The organism is Azospirillum sp. Marseille-Q6669 (assembly GCF_965111635.1).
On sequence record NZ_CBCOOP010000001.1, the window covers coordinates 1,110,681 to 1,129,199 of the forward strand.

The following is an 18,519-nucleotide window of genomic DNA, read 5'->3' on the forward strand; positions in this document are numbered from 1 at the left end:
CCGCGCTCACGATTCCGGGCCGCCGCACAGCCGGCGCATCTCCGCCGTCTCGCGCTGGTAGCCGAGCCGCACCCGCCGGTCGAGCACGAGGCAGAGGTAGGTGTCCTGCGCCGTCGGGTCGCTGGCGTGGTAGCGGCGCACCGCCTCCGTCCAGGAGCCGTGGCGGTCGTACAGCTCCCGCAGGAAGCGGGCGGCGTAGGCGACGTTGACCGCGGGGTCCAGCATGTCCTCGCCCCCCGCGAAGGACCCGGCGTGCCAGCGCGTGTGGATCTGCATGCAGCCGACTGCCACGTCGCCGCGCAGGCCGCCCTCGCCGTCCTGCATCAGCCGCAGCGCCTCACGCCGCGTCGCCGGATAGTGCGGGCGGCCGGAGACGTTCAGCGCCCAGGGCCAGGGCATCCCGGCCCGCCCGGATTCCACGACGCTCATGGCGTGCAGGATGCCCGGCGGGATGCCGTAAAGCGCCTCCCCGTTGCGCAGGTAGCGGCTGCATTGGAACAGCGCCGGTCCCCCGTCGGACGCCGGGGCCAGCTCCGCCGCCGCCGGCCCGGCGAGCAAGGCGCCCATCAGAGCGAGCGCGCCGGCCAGGACGTTGCGCGTCCTCATGCCCGCACCCGCAGGGCGACGCACAGCCGGTCCACCGCCATCGCGGCGCCGCCGCCATGCTCGGCCAGCCCGGCGGACACCGCCGCGGTGACGCTGGCGGCGGACAGGTCGTCGAGGTTGCCGAGGATGCCGGTCAGCCGCGTCCGCCCGAAGGCGACGCCGAAGCGGTTCTCGCCGTCCAGCAGCCCGCCGTTGCACAGCACCAGCGTCGAGGGCACCGGCAGGTCGAGCGCGGTTTCCACCGCCGTCATCGCGGGATCGAGGCCGAGCGGTGGGTTGGCCGCCACCGGCAGGTCCACCACATCGCCGAAGCGCCGCAGCAGGAAGGGCTCCGGCACGCCCGCGGCGGCGAAGACCAGCCGGCGCGAGCGCGGCGACACGATGCCCATGGCGAGGCCGATCGACAGGCCCGCGGCGTTGTCCGCCGCCAGCAGCCGGTTGGCGCCGGTCAGGCAGGCTGCCGGCCCGAGCCCGGCCGCCGCCAGCGTCCGCAGCGCGGCGCGCGCCGTCACCGTCATGAAGCCCGCCGCCAGACCGCCGCCCGACACCTGCCCGATCAGGACCGCCAGCGACCCGTCCGCCGTCAGGAAGAAATCGTAGAAGCTGCCGTCGAATTCCGCCGCCGGACGCATCAGGCCCGACGCTTCCAGGTCGGGCGCCGTGGTCAGGTCGGGCGGCAGGATGGCCGCCTGCATGCGCCGGGCGATCTCGAACTGCTTCTGCAGCTCCACAAGCTCGGTCCGGGTGTCCAACGCCGACTGAAGCTGGCGGACCATGCCGTCGAGCGCGGTGTGCTGGTCGCGCACGCGTTCCGCCATCACCTCGAAGGCGACGGCGAGCGCGCCGGGGTCGTCGGTGCGCGCGCAGGGCGTCCGGCCCTCCGACGCCGCCTCGATGCGGGCGAGGTCGGCGAGGAGTTCCCGCCGCCCCTGCTCCGGCAGGGTTTCGGACAGGCGCAGCATCTGGCGGCGGATGAAGGACTGCTGACGCAGCCAGTGACGGGCGCGCCGCTCCTCGGCGTCGCGCAACGCGCGGCTGCGGCTGCGGAAGACCTCGACGGTGCGGGCGAGTTGCCCGGCTTCGTCCGTGCGCTCCGCCCCCAGCACGGCGACGCCGGTGTCGCCCGCCGCCAGAGCCGACAAAGCGGACATTGAGGCGTAGACCGGCGTGAAGACGCGCCGGAAGTACCAGTCCAGCCCCAGCGTCCCCGCCACCAGCACTATCAGCACGACGAGAAGGGCGGAGCTGTCGAGCAGGCTGTCGGCCATGGTGGCCAGCGTGGTCTCGCGCACGGTGACGAGGTACAGCGTGCCGTCCCCCTCCGTGCCGGCCACCTTGGGCAGGCGCAGCTTGCGCACGCCGTAGCCGCGGGCGCCGATGGTCGCCTGCACCTCCTCGCCGCGCTCCGCGGCGGGACGCACGTCAGCCCAGGCCAGCGGCCCGGCATGGCCGTACAATGTGCCGTCGCTGCCGACCAGGAAGGCGGAGCCGCCGAGGACGCCGGCCAGCGCCTCCAGGCTGCCGGTCAGCGGGCGGATGGCGATCAGAGCCCGGTCGGCCGGCCGCTGCGCGCCGAGGGGGCGGGCGAGCAGAAGCTGCGCGGCGCCGCCGGTCAGCACCAAGCCGTCCTGAGTGTCGTTGCGGGCCAGCACCTGCCCGATGCGCCGCTCGTCGAGAAGGCGGATCGGCTGGTCGGCCGGGACGGAGAGCAGGGTCTGCCCCGCGCCGTTGACCACCGTTGCCGCGGTGTAGCCCAGCGCGCCGAGCCGCTCTGCCGCCGCCGCGGCGTTGCCGCGCTCCAGGGCATCGGTGAGGCGGGGATCGCCCACTGCCACCCGAGCGGCGGCGGCAGACTGGTCGAGCAGCCCTTCCCACAGCCGCAGGGTCATCCGCCCCTCGTCCTCGGCGTGGCGGGTGGCCCCACTCTCGATGCGCAGCAGGGCGAAGACCGCGGTGGTGACGAGCACGGCGAGGACCACCGCGGCGGCGGCCACCGTCATGCGCTGGCGAAGACCGGTCATCGCGCGGCCTCCCCTTCGACCGGAACGCGCCGGCGTGGCGTGGCGTGGCGCCACAGCGCCAGCACCAGCGGCGGCAGCGCGGCGATCCCCGCGAGCAGGGCGAGGGAGGGCAGCGTTCCGGTGGCCACCACCGTGTTGCTCCCGCCGGACAGCCACAGCACGCCGAGCGTTCCGGCCAGAGTCAACGCGGCGCGGACCGCGGTCAGCCCCCCCCAGTTCCCCGACGCCGCGAATCCCGCATGCCCGGCGCCGAGAGCCGCGGCGGCGCCCAGCGCGACGGCGGTTCCCGGCTCCACCGGGCCGAGCGCCAGAAGGAGCCCGGCCACCGCCGTTCCACCCAAACTCAGCAATGCCGCTCCGCCCCGTGGAACCAGGGCCGCGACCAGCGCGGCGGCCAGCCAGGCCGGGGTTGCGTGCAGCCAGAAGAGTTCCGCGACCCGTCGGGCGTCCATCGCTCCTCCGCCGTCGGCCCGGCTCAGCGCCGCCAGGCCAAGCGCGGTGACCAGCCACAGCCCCCAGCCCTTCGGACGCAGCGCACCGTCCGCCCACCAGCGGTCCACCGCCAGAAGAGCACGGAGGGTCACACGCGGATGGGTCAGGCCGGCCCGCCGCTCCAGCCGGACGGCGGCCAGCAGACCGGCCATCCCGGACAGCACGGCGCCGGCCATGAGGACACCCGGCACACCGCCACCGAGGCACAGAACCGATAGCCCGGTTCCAGCGACCAGACCGCCTGCGGCGGACACAGGCGGTCCGGCGCGCAGGCTCTCCGTAGCGGGACGCACCGCCTGGAAGGGAAACGCCGCAGCCAGCCCGCCCAGCAGCGCGCCGGTCAGCCACACCGTCGCCCCGTCGCCCAGCCCATTCAGCAGCGCCCAGCCGCCCAGCGCCAGCGCCCCCCCGATGGGCGCGCGGCGGCCGAGCGCCAGTGCGAGCGGAACCGCCGCGGCCATGCCCAGAACCACCCCGCCGAGCGCCACGCCCGGCGGCAGGTGCCGCGCCGCCATGGCCGTGGCCACGGCCACCCCCACACCGGCGCAGAAGGCGGTGGCGTAGGGCAACGACCCGGCGTCCGGCGGCGCCAGCGCGGTCAGCCGGTCGGGCGAGAAGCGGCCCAGCCGCTCGATCCGCTCGATCAGCGGCGCCACCTCCGCCGCAGCATCCTTGTTGAAGCTGAGATCGCGCACCTCGGCCAGATAGCTGCGCAGACGGGCGAAGCGGTCGTTCACGCCGGTCACCACCCGGTTCATCTCGGCCAGCAGGGTGCCGATCAGGCTCTGCTCCACCGGCGGGGCAATGAGGTCATAGGCTGAGCGCGCGAGGTTGGCCTCCAGCGAGGCCGCCAGCCGCAGCGGCGCCGTCACCTGGGCGTTCAGCATGGTGCGCAGCGCCAGCCCGCCGAGCGCCAGCGCGATGCTCAGCGCCACCGCGAAGTCGATCAGGATGCGCAGCGCGTTGGCCGGCTGCGCCACGGCGCTGCGGCCCAGCAGAACCTCCCCCGCGGTGGCGGCGCCCTGCCGGATGGGAAAGCGTTGCAGGACCAGACCCAGCGCGGACCAATCGGTCTCCGCCGGCACCAGCCGGACCGACAGGTCGGGGCGCGCCGCGTCGGACTTCTGGAACAGCGGACGTCCGGCACCGTCCACCACCAGGATCAGCTTGATCTCCGGAAACACTGCGCCGGCCTCGCCGAGATAATCGTCCATCCCGGCCATGCGGTCGAGCGGCAGGCCGAGCGCCAGCGCCTTCTCCAGGTCATGGGCGATGCCCGTCCCGACGATCTCGGCGCGGGAGGCGGTTCCCCGGTCGGCCAGCCCCGCCGCGGCGATCAGCGCCGCTGCCAGCGTGGCGAGCCAGGGCACGACGACCACCACCGCCATCAGCGGGATGAACCGCCGCAACATCCCTCGATTGAGGAACGGTGTCGCCGGGCGGGTCATCGCAGCACCTCCCCGTCGATGCGGGCGGCCTCGGCCTCCGCCGCGCGCAGCCCGGCCAGGACGGCGGACAGCGCCGGATCGCCAACCGCCACGGCGGCGGACGCATCGGCCTGAAGCTGCCGCGCCTCGGCGGCATAAAAGGCCGTCCGCGCCAGAACGGACTGGCAGACGCCGGACAGCAGCAGCCGGGTGCCCAGAACAGCGAGAATCCCGATGGCCGCCAGGAAGACGGCGGTGACCGTCGCCGTCTCGCGCAGCGCGGCCAGAACCTCCACCCGCGCGTCCTGCTGCGGGGCGAGGCCCAGCACGGCGCCGGCGGGCTTGCCCAGGGCATCAGCTACCGGCACGCCCACCAGCACGCCATCGCGATCCGCGAGATCCCACGGCTCCGCTGGCACCCCCGCGGCGCCGCCCATCCAGGAGGCCGGCACCGGCGTCCCCGCCGCCTGGGCGGTGGCGAACAGCACGGTCCCGCGCGGGTCCACCACATAGAGCCGCACGCCCCCGCCGCCGGTGGAGGCCACCTCGATCAGCCTTTGCAGGTCGTTCTGGTCGGCGAGCGGAAAGCCGATGGCGGCGCGCTCCGCCGCGCTGGCCGCCACGCGGCTGGCCAGCGCCGAGGCGCGCGCGGCGATTTCCGCCGTGTGCGCCTCCGCCACCGCGTTGTGAAAGGCAAACAGCGTGAACGCCTGCCCGCCCACGGCGCACAGCCACAAAACAAGCGCCAGACGCCCGAAACCGTAGAGCATGGCCAGCCTCCCAAGGGTCCGGCTATAGCGGCTTTCCACGGGGGCATCCCGTTCAGATTGGCCCAACTTGGTCTGATCTGCTTTTGCCGCTCCCCGGCCCCTGCGATACTCCCCCGGCGAACCAGACCGGCCAACCAGAAAGGACGCGCTCCATCATGAAACGGCCATCATGAACCGGGATGCCCGCCTGCACGCGATCCTCGCCCGGCTGCGCAGCGACTCCCCCGGCGAGCGGCTGGCCGCCCTCTCCGCGCTGGAGCGGCTGATGCCCGCTGGGACCTCCCTCTACGAGGTCATCCAGGTCGGGCTGTTCTACACCGACCGCGGCACCGTCGCCCCCTCGCTGGTCGAGGAGGTGGACCGCCTGCGCGGCGAGGCGCAGGAGGCCACGCGGCGGGAGGAGCGGCAGCGCCGCCGCGTCCGGGCCCTGGAAACCGGCATCCGCGCCGTGATGGAGGAATTCCGCGGCGGCAAAGGCGACTGACCGCCTTCGCTCCGCAACGGACGCAGTTCCGGCGGCGTGACTCCGGGAGTGGACCAACAAGGCGTTCCGCGACGGCCCGCCATCGCACACCTTGCGGGGCACTACCGCCGTGCGTACCCGGAGGCCCTTTGCCCACCATCACAGCACCCTGTCAGCATGCCCTTTACGCCGCCGTGGACTCCGCGGCGGCGGCGCGCGGCATGACGGTGCCCGCCCTGATCCGCTCCTGCCTGACGCTGGTCGGGCCGGAGGCGCTGACCCATCTGCCCGATCCCGGCAGCCCCGAGCCGGTGGACGTCTCCCACCGCACCGTGACGCTGAAGAGCGGCGGCACCCGCCGCGTGCGGGTGGTGCCGAAGCTGCGCGTGCGCCACCCCACCCCACTGGACGCGGCGACCGTGCGCAAAGCCGCCTGGGTCGCCGCCACCATCGGCAACGACGACGGCGCGCATCTCATCACCGCGGGCGAGCTGAACGCCGTGGAGAGCGAGATGAGCCGCTGCCGCCTGCGGCTGGAGCAGCTGACGGCGGCGCTGGAAACGCTGGCCTTCCGCCCGCTGCGTCAGCCGATCCGCAAGCCCTGGCAGGCCACCTATGTGCTCGGCTTCACTCACGAATGGGGGCTGGACCCGCAGGTGGTGAACAGCCGCTTCCGCACGCTGGCCCCGATCTTCCATCCCGACACCGGCCTGCTCTCCAGCGCCGAGCGGATGAGTCAACTATTGGAGGCCCGCAACTTCCTCTTGCAGCACCTTCGAAGCTGAGCGGGCGATGCTTCGTACGCCGGACATTCCCTCCGAAACGGAGGTGTTCCGGGGCGATGTCGTCCAATTGGGGTCCATCTCGGCTGGCCTCCGCAGGGGTGCCTTTCGAATGATGGCGAAGCTCGACAGCCGGCGCGCGACGCGCACAACCCTATGAGGTCGTCAGATATGAGCGAGAGCAGTCAGAAGAAGTTGGAGCGCGTCCGCCCGCCGCGGGTGAAGCTCACCTACGAGGTCCACACCGGTGGCGCCCAGGAGATGAAGGAGCTGCCCTTCCTGGTCGGCATCCTGGCCGATCTCAGCGGCAAGCCGGAGAAGCCCCTTCCCAAGCTGAAGGAGCGCAAGTTCGTCGAGATCGACCGCGACAACTTCAACGACGTGATGGCCTCCGTCGGACCGCGCCTCGCCTTCCAAGTGGACAACAAACTGCAGGAGGACGGCGGCAAGCTGAACATCCTGCTGAACATGCGCCACATGGACGATTTCCAGCCGGTCGAGGTGCTGAAGCAGGTGCCGACGCTGAGCCGCCTGTTCGAAGCCCGCCAGAAGCTGTCGGACCTGCTGGCCAAGCTGGACGGCAACGACGAGTTGAACGGCCTGCTGAACGACGTCATCACCAGCACCGAACAGCAGGACGAGCTGAAGAAGCTCCTCGGCCCGGTGGCCGGCACCCCGGCCGGCGAGCCCGCGGGCGAGCCCGCCTGATTCCCCGTCCCGTCAAGCCCAATCAGAACCCCCTTCACGGAGCGAACAGGTGAGCACGGAAACGTCCGTTGAGAGCGCCGCCAATCTGTCCCTGCTCGACCGCATGATGGTCGAAGGCAAGATGGCGCGCGAGGAGGGCCAACGGCCCTACGCCCGCGACCTTCTGACCGAATTCGTCGACCAGGTCCTCGCCGAGACCGGCGACGCCTCCGCCATCGACGTGGTCGAGGCGATCAACCAGCGCATCGCGCAGATCGACGAGCTGATCAGCGACCAGCTGAACGAGGTCATGCACCACCCCGACTTCCAGAAGCTGGAAGGCACGTGGCGCGGCCTCAACTACCTCGTCATGAACACCGAGACCTCGACGACGCTGAAGCTGCGCGTCCTCAACGTCTCGCGCAAGGACCTCCAGAAGGACCTGGACAGCGCGGTCGAGTTCGACCAGAGCGCCATGTTCAAGATGGTCTACGAGGCCGAGTACGGCACGCTGGGCGGCACGCCCTACAGCATGCTGGTCGGCGACTACGAGTTCGGTCGCCATCCGCAGGACATCTCCCTGCTGGAGAAGATGTCGAACCTCGCCGCCGCCGCCCACGCGCCGTTCATCAGCGCCGTATCGCCGGCGATGTTCGACATGGAGAACTTCGGCGAGCTGGGCGCCCCGCGCGACCTGTCGAAGATCTTCGAGACGGCCGAGATGGTGAAGTGGCGGTCCTTCCGTTCGTCGGAGGACTCCCGCTACGTCTCGCTGACCATGCCGCACGTCCTGATGCGCCTGCCCTACGGCCCGAACACCGTTCCGGTCGAAGGCATGAATTTCGTCGAGGACACCGACGGCCGCGATCATTCCAAGTACCTGTGGGGCAACGCCTCCTGGGCGCTGGCCGCGCGCATCACCGACAGCTTCGCCAAGCACGGCTGGACCGCGGCCATCCGCGGCGTCGAAGGCGGCGGCAAGGTCGAGGGTCTGCCCAGCCACACCTTCAAGACCGACGAGGGCGACGTCGCCCTGAAGTGCCCGACGGAGATCGCCATCACCGATCGCCGCGAGAAGGAGCTGAACGACCTCGGCTTCATCTCGCTGGTCCACTGCAAGAACACGGATTACGCAGCGTTCTTCAGCGGCCAGACCACGAACAAGCCGAAGGTCTACAACACCGACGAGGCCAACGCGAACGCCCGCATCTCCGCGATGCTGCCGTACATGCTCGTGTCGTCGCGCTTCGCCCATTACCTGAAGGTGATGCTGCGCGACAAGATCGGCGCCTTCCTGACGCGCAACAACATCACGGACCACCTGAACACCTGGATCGCCAACTACGTCCTGCTGGACGACGAGGCGTCGCAGGGCACGAAGGCCCGTTTCCCGCTGCGCGAGGCCCGCATCGACGTCTACGACGTGCCGGGCCGTCCGGGCGTCTACCGCGCCAACATCTTCCTGCGTCCGCATTTCCAGCTCGAAGAGCTGTCGGCCTCCATCCGCATGGTCGCCGAACTGCCGGCGCCGGAAGCCTGATCCCCTCCCCCCGAACGCATCGTCCGGAGTAAATCCGCATGTCTATGATCATTCTCGATATCCCCAACGTCCAGGGGGAGTCCGCGGTGGAGATCGCCGGGGGCGTGGTGTTCAAGGACATGATCCTGTGCGAATCCCTGTCGCAGGACATGACCGTCGAAATGGAAGTGTCGACCAACGCCCGCCGTACGGTCCACACCCCGAAGGTCGAGAACATCACGCTTGAGCGCAAGTGGGACCGGGCCTCGCCCAAGCTGATCTCGCTGCTGCTGCGCTCGGCCAACTCCGACACGGCGAAGAAGCAGTGGACCATCCACTGCCTGAAGCCGATCGGCGACAGCCACCAGTGGGGCGAGTTCCTGACGATCGAGCTGACCAACCCGCTGATCGCCAAGCACAGCCTGAGCGTCAACGAGGGCGACACGACCGAGACCATCGAGATCAACGCCACCGAGATCTACTGGACCTACAAGCGCTACACCGAGGAGCAGAAGCACGAAGGCGGTGGCGGCGTGAAGTTCAACCTGCTGAAGGGCACCGTCTCCGACAGCTGAGGTGGTAAATAACCCTCTCCCCTCTGGGGAGAGGGAAGGGTGAGGGGGTTGTGCATGTCGGCACGTCCGGCACACGCGCAACCCCCTCATCCTGACCTTCTCCCCGGAGGGGAGAAGGAACTGAAGCTCCAACGGACACGGCGATGACCCAGCCCAAGACGATGACCGGTGGACGGTCGCTGCTGTTCGAACGGCTGATCGACTTCGAACCGGACCACCCGACGGGCGACGAGCCCTCGGCCACGGTGCTGTCCATGCCCGACCTCAAGGCGTCGATCCGGCGCGAGGTGGCCCGCATCCTCGACAGCCGCAGCACCGGCACGCGCCGCCCCGACCTCGGCGGAACGGCGCTGGACTATGGGATTTCCGACATCACGCATCTGGACGCCGCCTCCGACGCCGACCGCCGTCAGGTGGAGCGGATGGTGCGCCAAGCCATCATCGATTTCGAGCCGCGGCTGAAGCGCCCGCGGGTGACCGTCAGCGCCGGAAGCGGGCGCGGCACCATGGTCACCAGCATCTCCGGCGAAGTCGTGGCGGGTACCGTCACCGAACGGCTGGAATTCGACGTGGGCCTGCGCGGCCCGGCCGCCACCGAGCCAAGCCAGTCCGGCTGAAAGGACGCACCAGGATGCGGCGCGAGGACCTCCTCGACCATTACGAACGCGAGCTTCTCTACGTCCGTCGGGCGGGCGAAGCCTTCGCGCGCAGCTATCCCAAGATCGCTCGCCGCTTGGCGCTGGGGCCGGATCAGGCCGCCGACCCGAACGTCGAGCGGTTGATCGAGTCCTTCGCCTTCCTGTCGGGACGCCTGCAACTCAATCTGGAACGCGAATTCCCGCGCTTCTCCGAGGCGCTGCTCGGCATCCTTCACCCGCAGATGATCGCGCCGATCCCGGCCATGGGCATCGCGCGGATGGAGCCGACGCCCGGCGAGGGGCGCTTGACCGGCGGCTTCCGCGTGCCGCGCGGGACGCCACTGCACGCCGTGGCCGAGGACAACATCCGCTGCCGCTTCCGCACCGCCTACGACGTGACGCTGTGGCCGGTCGCGGTGACCGACGCGGCGGTGGAACCGGCCGACCGGTACGACTTCCTCGACGGCGCCGCCACCGCGTCGGTGCTGCGGCTAAGGTTGGAGACGCGCAACCAGTCCTTCGAAAATCTGCCGATCGACAAGCTGCGTCTGTTCATCGACGGCGAGACCATCCTCACCTCCGCCCTGCACGAGCTGTTCCTGTGCGGCGTGATCGAGATCGCCTACGTCCAGCCCGGCAAGCCGCCGGTGCGGCTGCGCGGCGAGAACCTGATCGCCCCCGTCGGCTTCGGTCCGGACGAGACGGTGCTGCCGCACCCCAAGCACGCCCAGCCGGCCTACGGCCTGCTGCAGGAATACTTCGAGTTCCCGCAGAAGTTCGACTTCTACGACCTGCCGCTTCCCCGGGGCCGGCTGTCGGGGGAGGTCGTGGACATCCTGATCGCGGTGTCGCGCCCCCTTCCCAACCGGCTGACCCTGCGCAAGGACAGCTTCGTCCTCGGCTGCACGCCGATCGTCAACCTGTTCAACCGCACGGCGGAGCCGATCCGGCTGAACCACCGGCGCACCGCCTACCGCGTCGTCCCCGACGCCCTGCGCGAGCGCACCACCGAGGTCCATTCGATCCTGGAGGTCAGCGGCCTGCGCGACGGCGACGGCATGCACCACCGCTACGTCCCCCTCTTCTCGCACCAGCACGCCGAGGCCGAGACGGAGCCGCGCGGCTTCTGGCTGGCCGCCCGCGAGCCGACCCAGCGCGAGGACGTGCCGGGCACCGACCTGCATCTCAGCCTGCACCACCTCGACCTGACGCCGACCGACCCGGCGGACGAGACGCTTCTGGTGCGCACGCTCTGCACCAACCGGGCGCTGGCCGAGCAGGTCCCGGCGGGGGCCGCGCTGATGATCGAAGAATCCGCCCCCATCGCCACCATCCGCTGCCTGCACAAGCCGACCCCCGGCCGCCCCGCCCCGGCGGGCGGCTCCTCGGCCTGGAAGCTGATCTCGCACCTGTCGGTCAACCATCTCAGCCTGACCGGCGACGCCGAGGGGCTGCGCGCTCTGCAATCCATTCTGCTGCTGCACGCGCCCGACGACCCGTCCGCCCAGCACCAGATCCGCGGTGTGCAGGGCCTGTCCTCCCGCCCGGTGCTCCACCGCATGGGGCAGGACGCCTGGCGCGGCTTCGTGCGCGGGCTGGAGGTGACGGTGGCCCTGGACGAGCGGAACTTCGTCGGGGCCAGCCCGCTGGTTTTCGGCGGCGTGCTCAGCCGCTTCCTCGGGCTCTACATCAACGTCAACGCCTTCGCCCAGCTTCGGCTGCGTTCGGTGCAACGGGAAGGGGTGTGGAAGGCATGGTCGCGCCTTGCCGGCAGCCAGCCGGTCCTGTGACGGACCGCCCTTTCCACCCCTCGGGCCAACCTCCCGCCCTGATCGACCGGCTGGAGGCCGAGCCCTGGGGCTTCGACCTGCTGCAGGCCATCGCCCTGCTGGAGCGCGCCGCTCCCGGCTACGCGCCGCTCGGCACCGGCATCGACCCGGAGCAGGAGGCCGTCCGCATCGAGCACGATCCCAGCTTCGTCTTCCCCGCCAGCGACGTCGTCGAGGCGCGGCGGACCGAGGACGGGCGCGGCGTGGTGCGCTCCCCCGTGCTGGGAGTCGCGGGCATCAACGGCCCCCTGCCCTACGTCGCCACCGAACTGCTCGTCGAGCGGGCGGCCCGGCGCGACACGGCGGGCTCGGCCTTCTACGACATCTTCAACCACCGCCTGATGTCGATCTTCTACCGCACCCGCCAGGGCAGCCTGCCCCTGCTGGAGCGCGACCCGGAACGCACCCTGATGGCCCGCGTGCTGCGCGCGCTGGCCGGCATCGGCACGCCCGGCCTGGAGCAGCGCCTGCCCGACACGCCCGACCGCATGCTGCTGGCCTTCTCCGGCATCCTCGCCAACCGGCGCCGCTCGTCGGCTGGATTGGAGGCGATCCTCGGCGCCGTCTTCCGGGTCAAGGTGCGGGTCGAGAGCTTCGTCGGGCGCTGGCTGCCGCTGGACGACGAGAGCCGGACCCGCATCGGAGGCGGTTTCGGCGCGCGGAACAACAGCCTGGGCCGCACGGTCGTGCTTGGCCGCCGCGTCTGGGACCAGCAGAGCTGCTATGCCATCGAACTGACGCTCGACAGCCTGGAGCGCTTCCGCGAGTTCCTGCCCGACGGGCGGCACCACCAGACGCTCTGCGCGCTCGCCCGCTTCCACACCGGGGACGGCATGGACTTCCGCATCGTGCTGGTGCTGGAGGCCACTAAGGTGCCGCCGACGCGCCTGTCCACCAAGCCGGAGGGGGGCAGCCGCCTCGGCTGGACCTCCTGGCTGCGGGCGCCGGGCCGCCCGAACCTGAAGGACGGGCGCCTGACCCTCGACCCCGCCCCCTATAACCCTCTCTCCCCTGGGGAGAGGGTGGCCCGGAGGGCCGGTGAGGGGGTTGCGCTTGTGCCGGACGTACCGCCACGCGCCCCCCTCACCCTAACCCTCTCCCCAGAGGGGAGAGGGGACTTCGAAAGCACCTGACCCCCGCCCCGCCCGCAACGTCATCCCAGGGAGCCGCCCCGTGACCGCCGACATCAAGTCCCTCATCGGAAAGCTCGACCGCGACGGGCGCAAGGTTCTCGAACGCTCCGCCGCGCTGTGCGTCTCGCAGACCCACTACGACGTCGAGGCGGAGCATGTGCTGCTGGCCCTGCTGCGTCTGAAGGACGCCACCGTCGCCGGCATCCTGCGCCATTACGGCGTCGAGGCGGGCCGGCTGGAAACGGAACTGGACGCGGCGCTGGACCGCATCCGCCGCGGCAACAGCCGCACCCCGGCCTTCTCCCCCCGCGTGCCGGAGATGCTGGAGACGGCGCTGCTGATCTCCGTCACCCATCTGGACAGCCCGCAGATCCTTCTCCCGGCCATCCTCTGGGCCGCGGTCGCCTGCGATTCCGTGCGGGCGGTGATCACGGAGTCCGCCCCCTCGCTGCTCGCCCTGCCGCGCGAGCGCACCGCGTCGGACCTGCCGGAGCTGGTCCGCGCCCTGAAGGCGGGCGGACCGTCCACCGCGGCACCCGAATCCTCTCCCGCCGCCGCTCCGGTCTCCGCCGCCTCGGACGGACGGGCCATGCTCGACCAGTACAGCCAGGACCTGACCGCCCAGGCCAAGGCCGGGAAGATCGACCCGGTGATCGGGCGCGACCGCGAGATCCGGCAGGTCATCGACGTCATGATGCGCCGCCGCCAGAACAACCCGATCCTGGTCGGCGACCCCGGCGTCGGCAAGACCGCCATTGTCGAGGGGCTGGCCCTGCGCATCGCCGAGGGCGACGTGCCGCCGCCGCTGCGCGGCATGGTCATCCGCACGCTCGACCTCGGGCTGCTCCAGGCCGGGGCCGGGGTGAAGGGCGAGTTCGAGAACCGGCTGAAGTCGATCATCAAGGAGGTCTCGGCCTCCCCCGTGCCGATGGTCGTCTTCATCGACGAGGCGCACGCGCTGATCGGCGCCGGCGGGGCCGCCGGCCAGGGCGACGCCGCCAACCTGCTGAAGCCCGCCCTGGCGCGCGGCGAGTTCCGCACCATCGCCGCCACCACCTGGGCCGAGTACAAGAAGTATTTCGAGAAGGACCCGGCGCTGGCCCGCCGCTTCCAGCCCGTCTCGGTGCCGGAGCCGGACGAGACGGCGGCGGCGGCGATGCTGCGCGGCCTCGTCCGCCGCTTCGAGGAGCATCACGGGGTCAGCGTGCTGGACGACGGCATCGCCGCCGCCGTGGCCCTGTCCGCCCGCTACATCCCCGCCCGCCAGCTTCCCGACAAGGCGATCAGCGTGCTCGACACCGCCTGCGCCCGCGTCGCCATCGCCCGCAGCTCCAAGCCCGAGGCCATCGAGGCGATGGAGCGCGAGGACGCCATCCTGGCCCGCGAGGCGGAACGGCTGGAGGCCGAACCCGGCACCGCCCACCACGCCCGCCTGTCGCAGATTTCGCAACGCCGCGGCGCGCTGGCCCTGGAGAAGGCCGCGCTGGACGAGCGCTGGACTCGCGAGCGCGATCTGGTCGATGCGGTGGAGGCCGCCTTGAAGGCCGGCCACGCGGTGGAGGCCGCCGCCGCCACGGAAAAGTTGAAAGCGATCCAGGGCGACAGCCCGCTCGTCCCGCACCGGGTGGACGGCGCGGTGGTCGCCGCCGTGGTGTCGAACTGGACCGGCATTCCGGTCGGCTCGATGTCCAAGGACGACCTGGAGGTGGTCGCCACGCTGGAGGACCGCATGGCCGCCCGCGTCATCGGCCAGCCGCAGGCGCTCCAGGCCATCGCGCGGGCCGTGCGCGGCTACCGCGCCGGTCTGGGCGAGCCGCAGCGCCCCATCGGCGTCTTCCTGCTGAGCGGCCCCAGCGGCGTCGGCAAGACCGAAACCGCCCTCGCCCTCGCCGAGTTGCTGAACGGCGGCGAGGACAGCCTCATCACCATCAACATGTCGGAGTATCAGGAGGCCCACGCGGTGGCGACGCTGCGCGGCGCCCCGCCGGGCTATGTCGGCTACGGCAGCGGCGGCGTGCTGACCGAGGCGGTGCGCCGCCGCCCCCACGCGGTGGTGCTGATGGACGAGGTGGAGAAGGCCCACCCCGACGTGCTGGACATGTTCTATCAGGTCTTCGACAAGGGCGTGCTGGAGGACGGCGAGGGCGTGGAGGTGGACTTCCGCAACACGCTGATCCTGCTGACCAGCAACCTAGGCGACACGGAGCTGTTCGCGCTCGGCCGCGAGGCGCTCGACGCCGGGCGCATCGGCGAGGCGCGCGAGGAGGGGCTGGCCGCCATTTCCGACGTGCTGCGCCGCCGCTTCCGCCCGGCCTTCCTCGGCCGCCTGTCGGTCGTGCCCTACTACCCGCTGAGCGAAGCGCAGATCCGCCGCATCGTGACGATGAAGCTGGACAAGCTGCAACGCCGCACCGCCGGCAACCGCGGCGCCGAGCTGGCCGTCACCGACGCGGCGGTGGAGGCGCTGGTTCTGCGGGCGCTGAACTCCGACGCCGGGGCGCGCATGATCGACACGTTGCTGTCGGAGTTCGTGGTGCCGGAGGTGGCGATCCGCATCCTCGACCGCGTCGCCGCCGGCCAGCCGGTGGGCCGCATCACCGTGGACCATGGCGCGGACGGGCGCTTCACCGTCGGCGTGGACGGCACGGCGGCCTGACCGGGGAGCGGCGAGGATGGCAAAGCGCTTTTCCCAGGACGGCCAGTATCTGTCCATCACCACCCCGCTGGGGGCGGACGCGCTGGCGTTGCGCACCATCGTGGGGGAGGAGCGGCTGTCGTCGCTGTTCACCTACCGCGTGACCATGATCTCGTCGGACGAGGACATCGCCTTCGACCGCGTCGTCGGCAAGGCGGTGACCGTCGCCATCACGCTCGGCGATCAGGAGACGGTGCGTTACATCAACGCCATCGTCGGACGGATCGAACTGACCCACGTCGACGACCGCGGCCAGGTCGCCCATTACGAGGCGGAGCTTCACCCCTGGCTGTGGATGCTGACCCATTCCGGCGACTGCCGCATCTTCCAGGAGAAGACGGTCCCGGAAATTGTCGAGGAGGTCTGCAAGGGCGCCGGCTACACCGACCTCAAGAAATCACTGACCGGCACCTACGCCAAGCGCGAATATTGCGTCCAGTACCGCGAGACCGACTACAACTTCGTCGCCCGTCTGCTCGAAGAGGAAGGCATCTTCTATTACTTCGCGCATGAGGACGGGAAGCACACGCTGGTGCTGGGCGACGGGGCCAACGCCTTCGCCAAGAGCACGCTGCTCGACGCCTTCGAATACCGCACCACCGAAGGGCACGACGACGAAGACCATGTGCTGAACGGGCTCAGCGTCGAGCGGCGGGTGACGACCAAGAGCTACGGCATCGACGGCTACCATTTCGAGACGCCCTCGACCGACCTCTACGCGACAGCCGAAGGCGCGTCGGGCTTCGGCACGGTCAGCGACTACATGGGCCGCCACACCACCTCGTCGGATGGCGAGGCGATGGCCAAGCTGCGCCAGCAGGCCCTGGCCTTCCCCGGCCGCCGGGTGCGCGGCAGCGGCGAATGCCGGTCGCTGGAGGCCGGGACGCGCATCACCGTGTCCGGCCACAGCAAGAGCGACCTGAACGCCGAGTATGTCCTGTATTCCGTGCGCATCGACGGGGCGAGCGGCCATTTCAACGCCCATTTCACCGCCTTCCCGCCCGACCTGCCCTTCCGTCCGCTCGACACGGCGGTGAAGCCGCGCATCCACTCCACCCAGACCGCCATCGTCGTCGGCAAAAGCGGGGAGGAGATCTGGCTCGACAAGTACGGGCGCATCAAGGTGCAGTTCCACTGGGACCGGCTGGGCAAGAAGGACGAGAAAAGCTCCTGCTGGGTCCGCGTCGCGCAGAACTGGGCGGGCAAGAACTACGGCATCATGTTCTTCCCCCGCGTCGGGCAGGAGGTGGTGGTGACCTTCCTCGACGGCGATCCCGACCGCCCGCTGGTCACCGGCTCCGTCTACAACGCCGAGCAGACCGTGCCCTACACGCTGCCCGACGATTCGACCAAGAGCACCATCAAGACCCAGACCTCGAAGAACGGCACCGGCAAATTCAACGAGATCCGCTTCGAGGACAAGGCCGACGCCGAGGAGATTTTCGTTCACGCCCAGAAGGACATGAACGTCGAGGTGTTGAACGACGTGACCCGCCTCGTCAAACACGACGAGGTGGAGACGGTCGAGAACGACAGCACCATCGACATCCAGCACGACCGCAAGCTGACCGTGAAGAACGATCACAGCATCACCGTGTCGGACGGCAACGAGACGCACGAGGTCGCGAAGGGCACACGCGCCGTGACGGTGAAGGGGAACGAGACCCACACCAACAAGGCCGACTTCATCCACAAGGCCGACGGCGACTACACCCTGACCGTGAAGGGCAACCTGACCATCGACGTGACCGGCGACGTGGTCATCAAGGGCAAGTCGGTGAAGGTGACCGCCACCTCCGGCGAGGTCGCCGTCAAGTCCGGCACGGACATGAAGCTCGACGCCGGTAGCGCCTTCAACGCGAAGTCCGGCATGGCGATGGAGATCAAGTCGGGCATGGGCATGGACGTGAAGGCGAGCATGGGCATGAACCTGAAAGCCGGCATGGCCCTGACCGCCGAGGGACTGTCCGCGACGCTGAAGGCCCAAACCATGGGCGAGGTCAGCGCCGGCGCCATCATGACCGTCAAAGGCACCCTGGTGAAGGTGAATTGAGATGGCCGGTGAGACAGCCGATGAAGCCGTATCCGATCCCCAACCCGTGGAGGAGCGCGACGAGCAGGGCCGCATCGTGCGCAGCGGCGAGATGCGCGACGAGCAGTTTCATGGCCTCTACACCGCCTACGGCGAAGACGGTCACCCGATCCTCCGCGCCCGACTGCGCGCCGGGAAGCTGCACGGTGAGGTGCGCAACTACGCGCCCGGCGGCGCCCTGGTCCAGGTGGCGGAGTATGCGGATGGCGTGCAGCACGGCCAGACCACCTTCTACGCCAACGCCCGCCCGACCTGCCGCATGACCTACCGCGACGGCCTTCTCAACGGTCCGTCGGTCTTCTTCCACGAGAGCGGCACGGTGGCCGCCGTCTTCCAGTATTGCGACGGCAAGCGCGAGGGCGAGGCGCTGTTCCACAGCCCGCAAGGCCGTCCGATGCGGCGCGAGAGCTACGCCAACGACCGCCTGCACGGCCCCGTCCTGGGCTATTACGACGACGGCACGGTGAGCGAGCGCGCGGCCTTCCTGGACGGGCTTCAGGACGGGGTGCTGCGCCGTTTCTTCCCCTCCGGCGCGCTGATGCAGCACGGCGTCTACCGCCGCGGCCTGCTGATCGAACCGCTGCGGACCTATTCGGAGGACGGCAAGGAAATCGCCGTGCTGCAGCCCCCGGCGGGGTGACAGGGCTTGGGCCGGCAGCCATAATCCCCTCTCCCCTCTGGGGAGAGGGTTAGGGTGAGGGGGTTGCGCTTTTGCCGAACGTCCCGCCTCGCACATCCCCCTCACCGGCCCTTCGGGCCACCCTCTCCCCAGAGGGGAGAGGGCTAAACC

General features: G+C 70.4%; 15 protein-coding genes. 11 read left to right on the forward strand and 4 right to left on the reverse strand.

Going from position 1 to position 18,519, the window contains the following annotated elements; genetic code table 11:
- Nucleotides 1-6 precede the first annotated feature (6 nt).
- The 4 genes from ACWPXE_RS04780 to ACWPXE_RS04795 are packed head-to-tail and all read right to left on the reverse strand — an operon-like array spanning nucleotide 7 to nucleotide 5,316.
- On the reverse strand, nucleotides 7-606 hold the full coding sequence (locus tag ACWPXE_RS04780) for a lytic transglycosylase domain-containing protein (RefSeq protein ID WP_454016894.1): 600 nt from the start codon (nucleotides 604-606) through the stop codon (nucleotides 7-9).
- Nucleotides 603-2,627 (reverse strand): PP2C family protein-serine/threonine phosphatase, encoded by a 2,025-nt coding sequence (locus ACWPXE_RS04785; protein WP_454016895.1) that lies wholly within the window; start codon nucleotides 2,625-2,627, stop codon nucleotides 603-605. Before ACWPXE_RS04785 ends, ACWPXE_RS04780 begins: the two co-directional genes overlap by 4 nt.
- Nucleotides 2,624-4,567, reverse strand: a complete 1,944-nt coding sequence (locus ACWPXE_RS04790) for a hypothetical protein (RefSeq protein WP_454016896.1) — start codon at nucleotides 4,565-4,567, stop codon at nucleotides 2,624-2,626. The genes ACWPXE_RS04785 and ACWPXE_RS04790 overlap by 4 nt, the downstream gene beginning before the upstream one ends.
- Entirely contained in the window at nucleotides 4,564-5,316 is a 753-nt protein-coding gene (locus ACWPXE_RS04795; RefSeq protein WP_454016897.1) for a hypothetical protein, read from the reverse strand. Before ACWPXE_RS04795 ends, ACWPXE_RS04790 begins: the two co-directional genes overlap by 4 nt.
- A 169-nt stretch (nucleotides 5,317-5,485) precedes the next feature.
- Between ACWPXE_RS04795 and ACWPXE_RS04800 the strand changes: the two genes are divergently transcribed.
- The 11 genes from ACWPXE_RS04800 (at nucleotide 5,486) to ACWPXE_RS04850 (ending at nucleotide 18,369) form a co-directional block, all read left to right on the forward strand.
- Nucleotides 5,486-5,800 carry a hypothetical protein gene (locus ACWPXE_RS04800; RefSeq protein ID WP_040134766.1) on the forward strand — a complete coding sequence of 105 codons (315 nt, stop codon included), beginning with the start codon at nucleotides 5,486-5,488 and terminating at the stop codon, nucleotides 5,798-5,800.
- 128 nt (nucleotides 5,801-5,928) lie between these two features.
- Nucleotides 5,929-6,564: a hypothetical protein gene (locus ACWPXE_RS04805; protein WP_454016898.1), complete on the forward strand. Its 636-nt coding sequence runs from the start codon at nucleotides 5,929-5,931 to the stop codon at nucleotides 6,562-6,564.
- A gap of 168 nt (nucleotides 6,565-6,732) precedes the next feature.
- The gene (tssB, locus tag ACWPXE_RS04810) at nucleotides 6,733-7,269 is read left to right on the forward strand and encodes a type VI secretion system contractile sheath small subunit (RefSeq protein ID WP_094306710.1); all 537 of its coding nucleotides are present in this window, start codon (nucleotides 6,733-6,735) and stop codon (nucleotides 7,267-7,269) included.
- Nucleotides 7,270-7,318: 49 nt separating this feature from the next.
- The gene (gene tssC / locus ACWPXE_RS04815) at nucleotides 7,319-8,788 is read left to right on the forward strand and encodes a type VI secretion system contractile sheath large subunit (RefSeq protein WP_454016899.1); all 1,470 of its coding nucleotides are present in this window, start codon (nucleotides 7,319-7,321) and stop codon (nucleotides 8,786-8,788) included.
- A 38-nt stretch (nucleotides 8,789-8,826) separates the two neighbouring features.
- Nucleotides 8,827-9,342, forward strand: a complete 516-nt coding sequence (locus tag ACWPXE_RS04820) for an Hcp family type VI secretion system effector (RefSeq protein ID WP_052584407.1) — start codon at nucleotides 8,827-8,829, stop codon at nucleotides 9,340-9,342.
- Between the two features lie 143 nt (nucleotides 9,343-9,485).
- A complete protein-coding gene (gene tssE, locus ACWPXE_RS04825) occupies nucleotides 9,486-9,959 on the forward strand; it encodes a type VI secretion system baseplate subunit TssE (protein ID WP_454016900.1) in 474 nt (157 codons plus the stop codon).
- Between the two features lie 14 nt (nucleotides 9,960-9,973).
- The gene (gene tssF, locus ACWPXE_RS04830) at nucleotides 9,974-11,770 is read left to right on the forward strand and encodes a type VI secretion system baseplate subunit TssF (RefSeq protein WP_454016901.1); all 1,797 of its coding nucleotides are present in this window, start codon (nucleotides 9,974-9,976) and stop codon (nucleotides 11,768-11,770) included.
- Nucleotides 11,767-12,942, forward strand: a complete 1,176-nt coding sequence (gene tssG / locus ACWPXE_RS04835) for a type VI secretion system baseplate subunit TssG (RefSeq protein ID WP_454016902.1) — start codon at nucleotides 11,767-11,769, stop codon at nucleotides 12,940-12,942. The genes tssF and tssG overlap by 4 nt, the downstream gene beginning before the upstream one ends.
- 40 nt (nucleotides 12,943-12,982) lie before the next feature.
- Complete coding sequence (tssH, locus tag ACWPXE_RS04840; protein WP_454016903.1) at nucleotides 12,983-15,598, forward strand: type VI secretion system ATPase TssH; 2,616 nt, start codon at nucleotides 12,983-12,985, stop codon at nucleotides 15,596-15,598.
- 16 nt (nucleotides 15,599-15,614) lie between these two features.
- Nucleotides 15,615-17,690, forward strand: coding sequence for a type VI secretion system Vgr family protein (locus ACWPXE_RS04845; protein ID WP_454016904.1), 2,076 nt, complete (start codon nucleotides 15,615-15,617; stop codon nucleotides 17,688-17,690).
- Nucleotide 17,691: 1 nt separating this feature from the next.
- Complete coding sequence (locus ACWPXE_RS04850; protein WP_454016905.1) at nucleotides 17,692-18,369, forward strand: toxin-antitoxin system YwqK family antitoxin; 678 nt, start codon at nucleotides 17,692-17,694, stop codon at nucleotides 18,367-18,369.
- Nucleotides 18,370-18,519 lie beyond the last annotated feature (150 nt).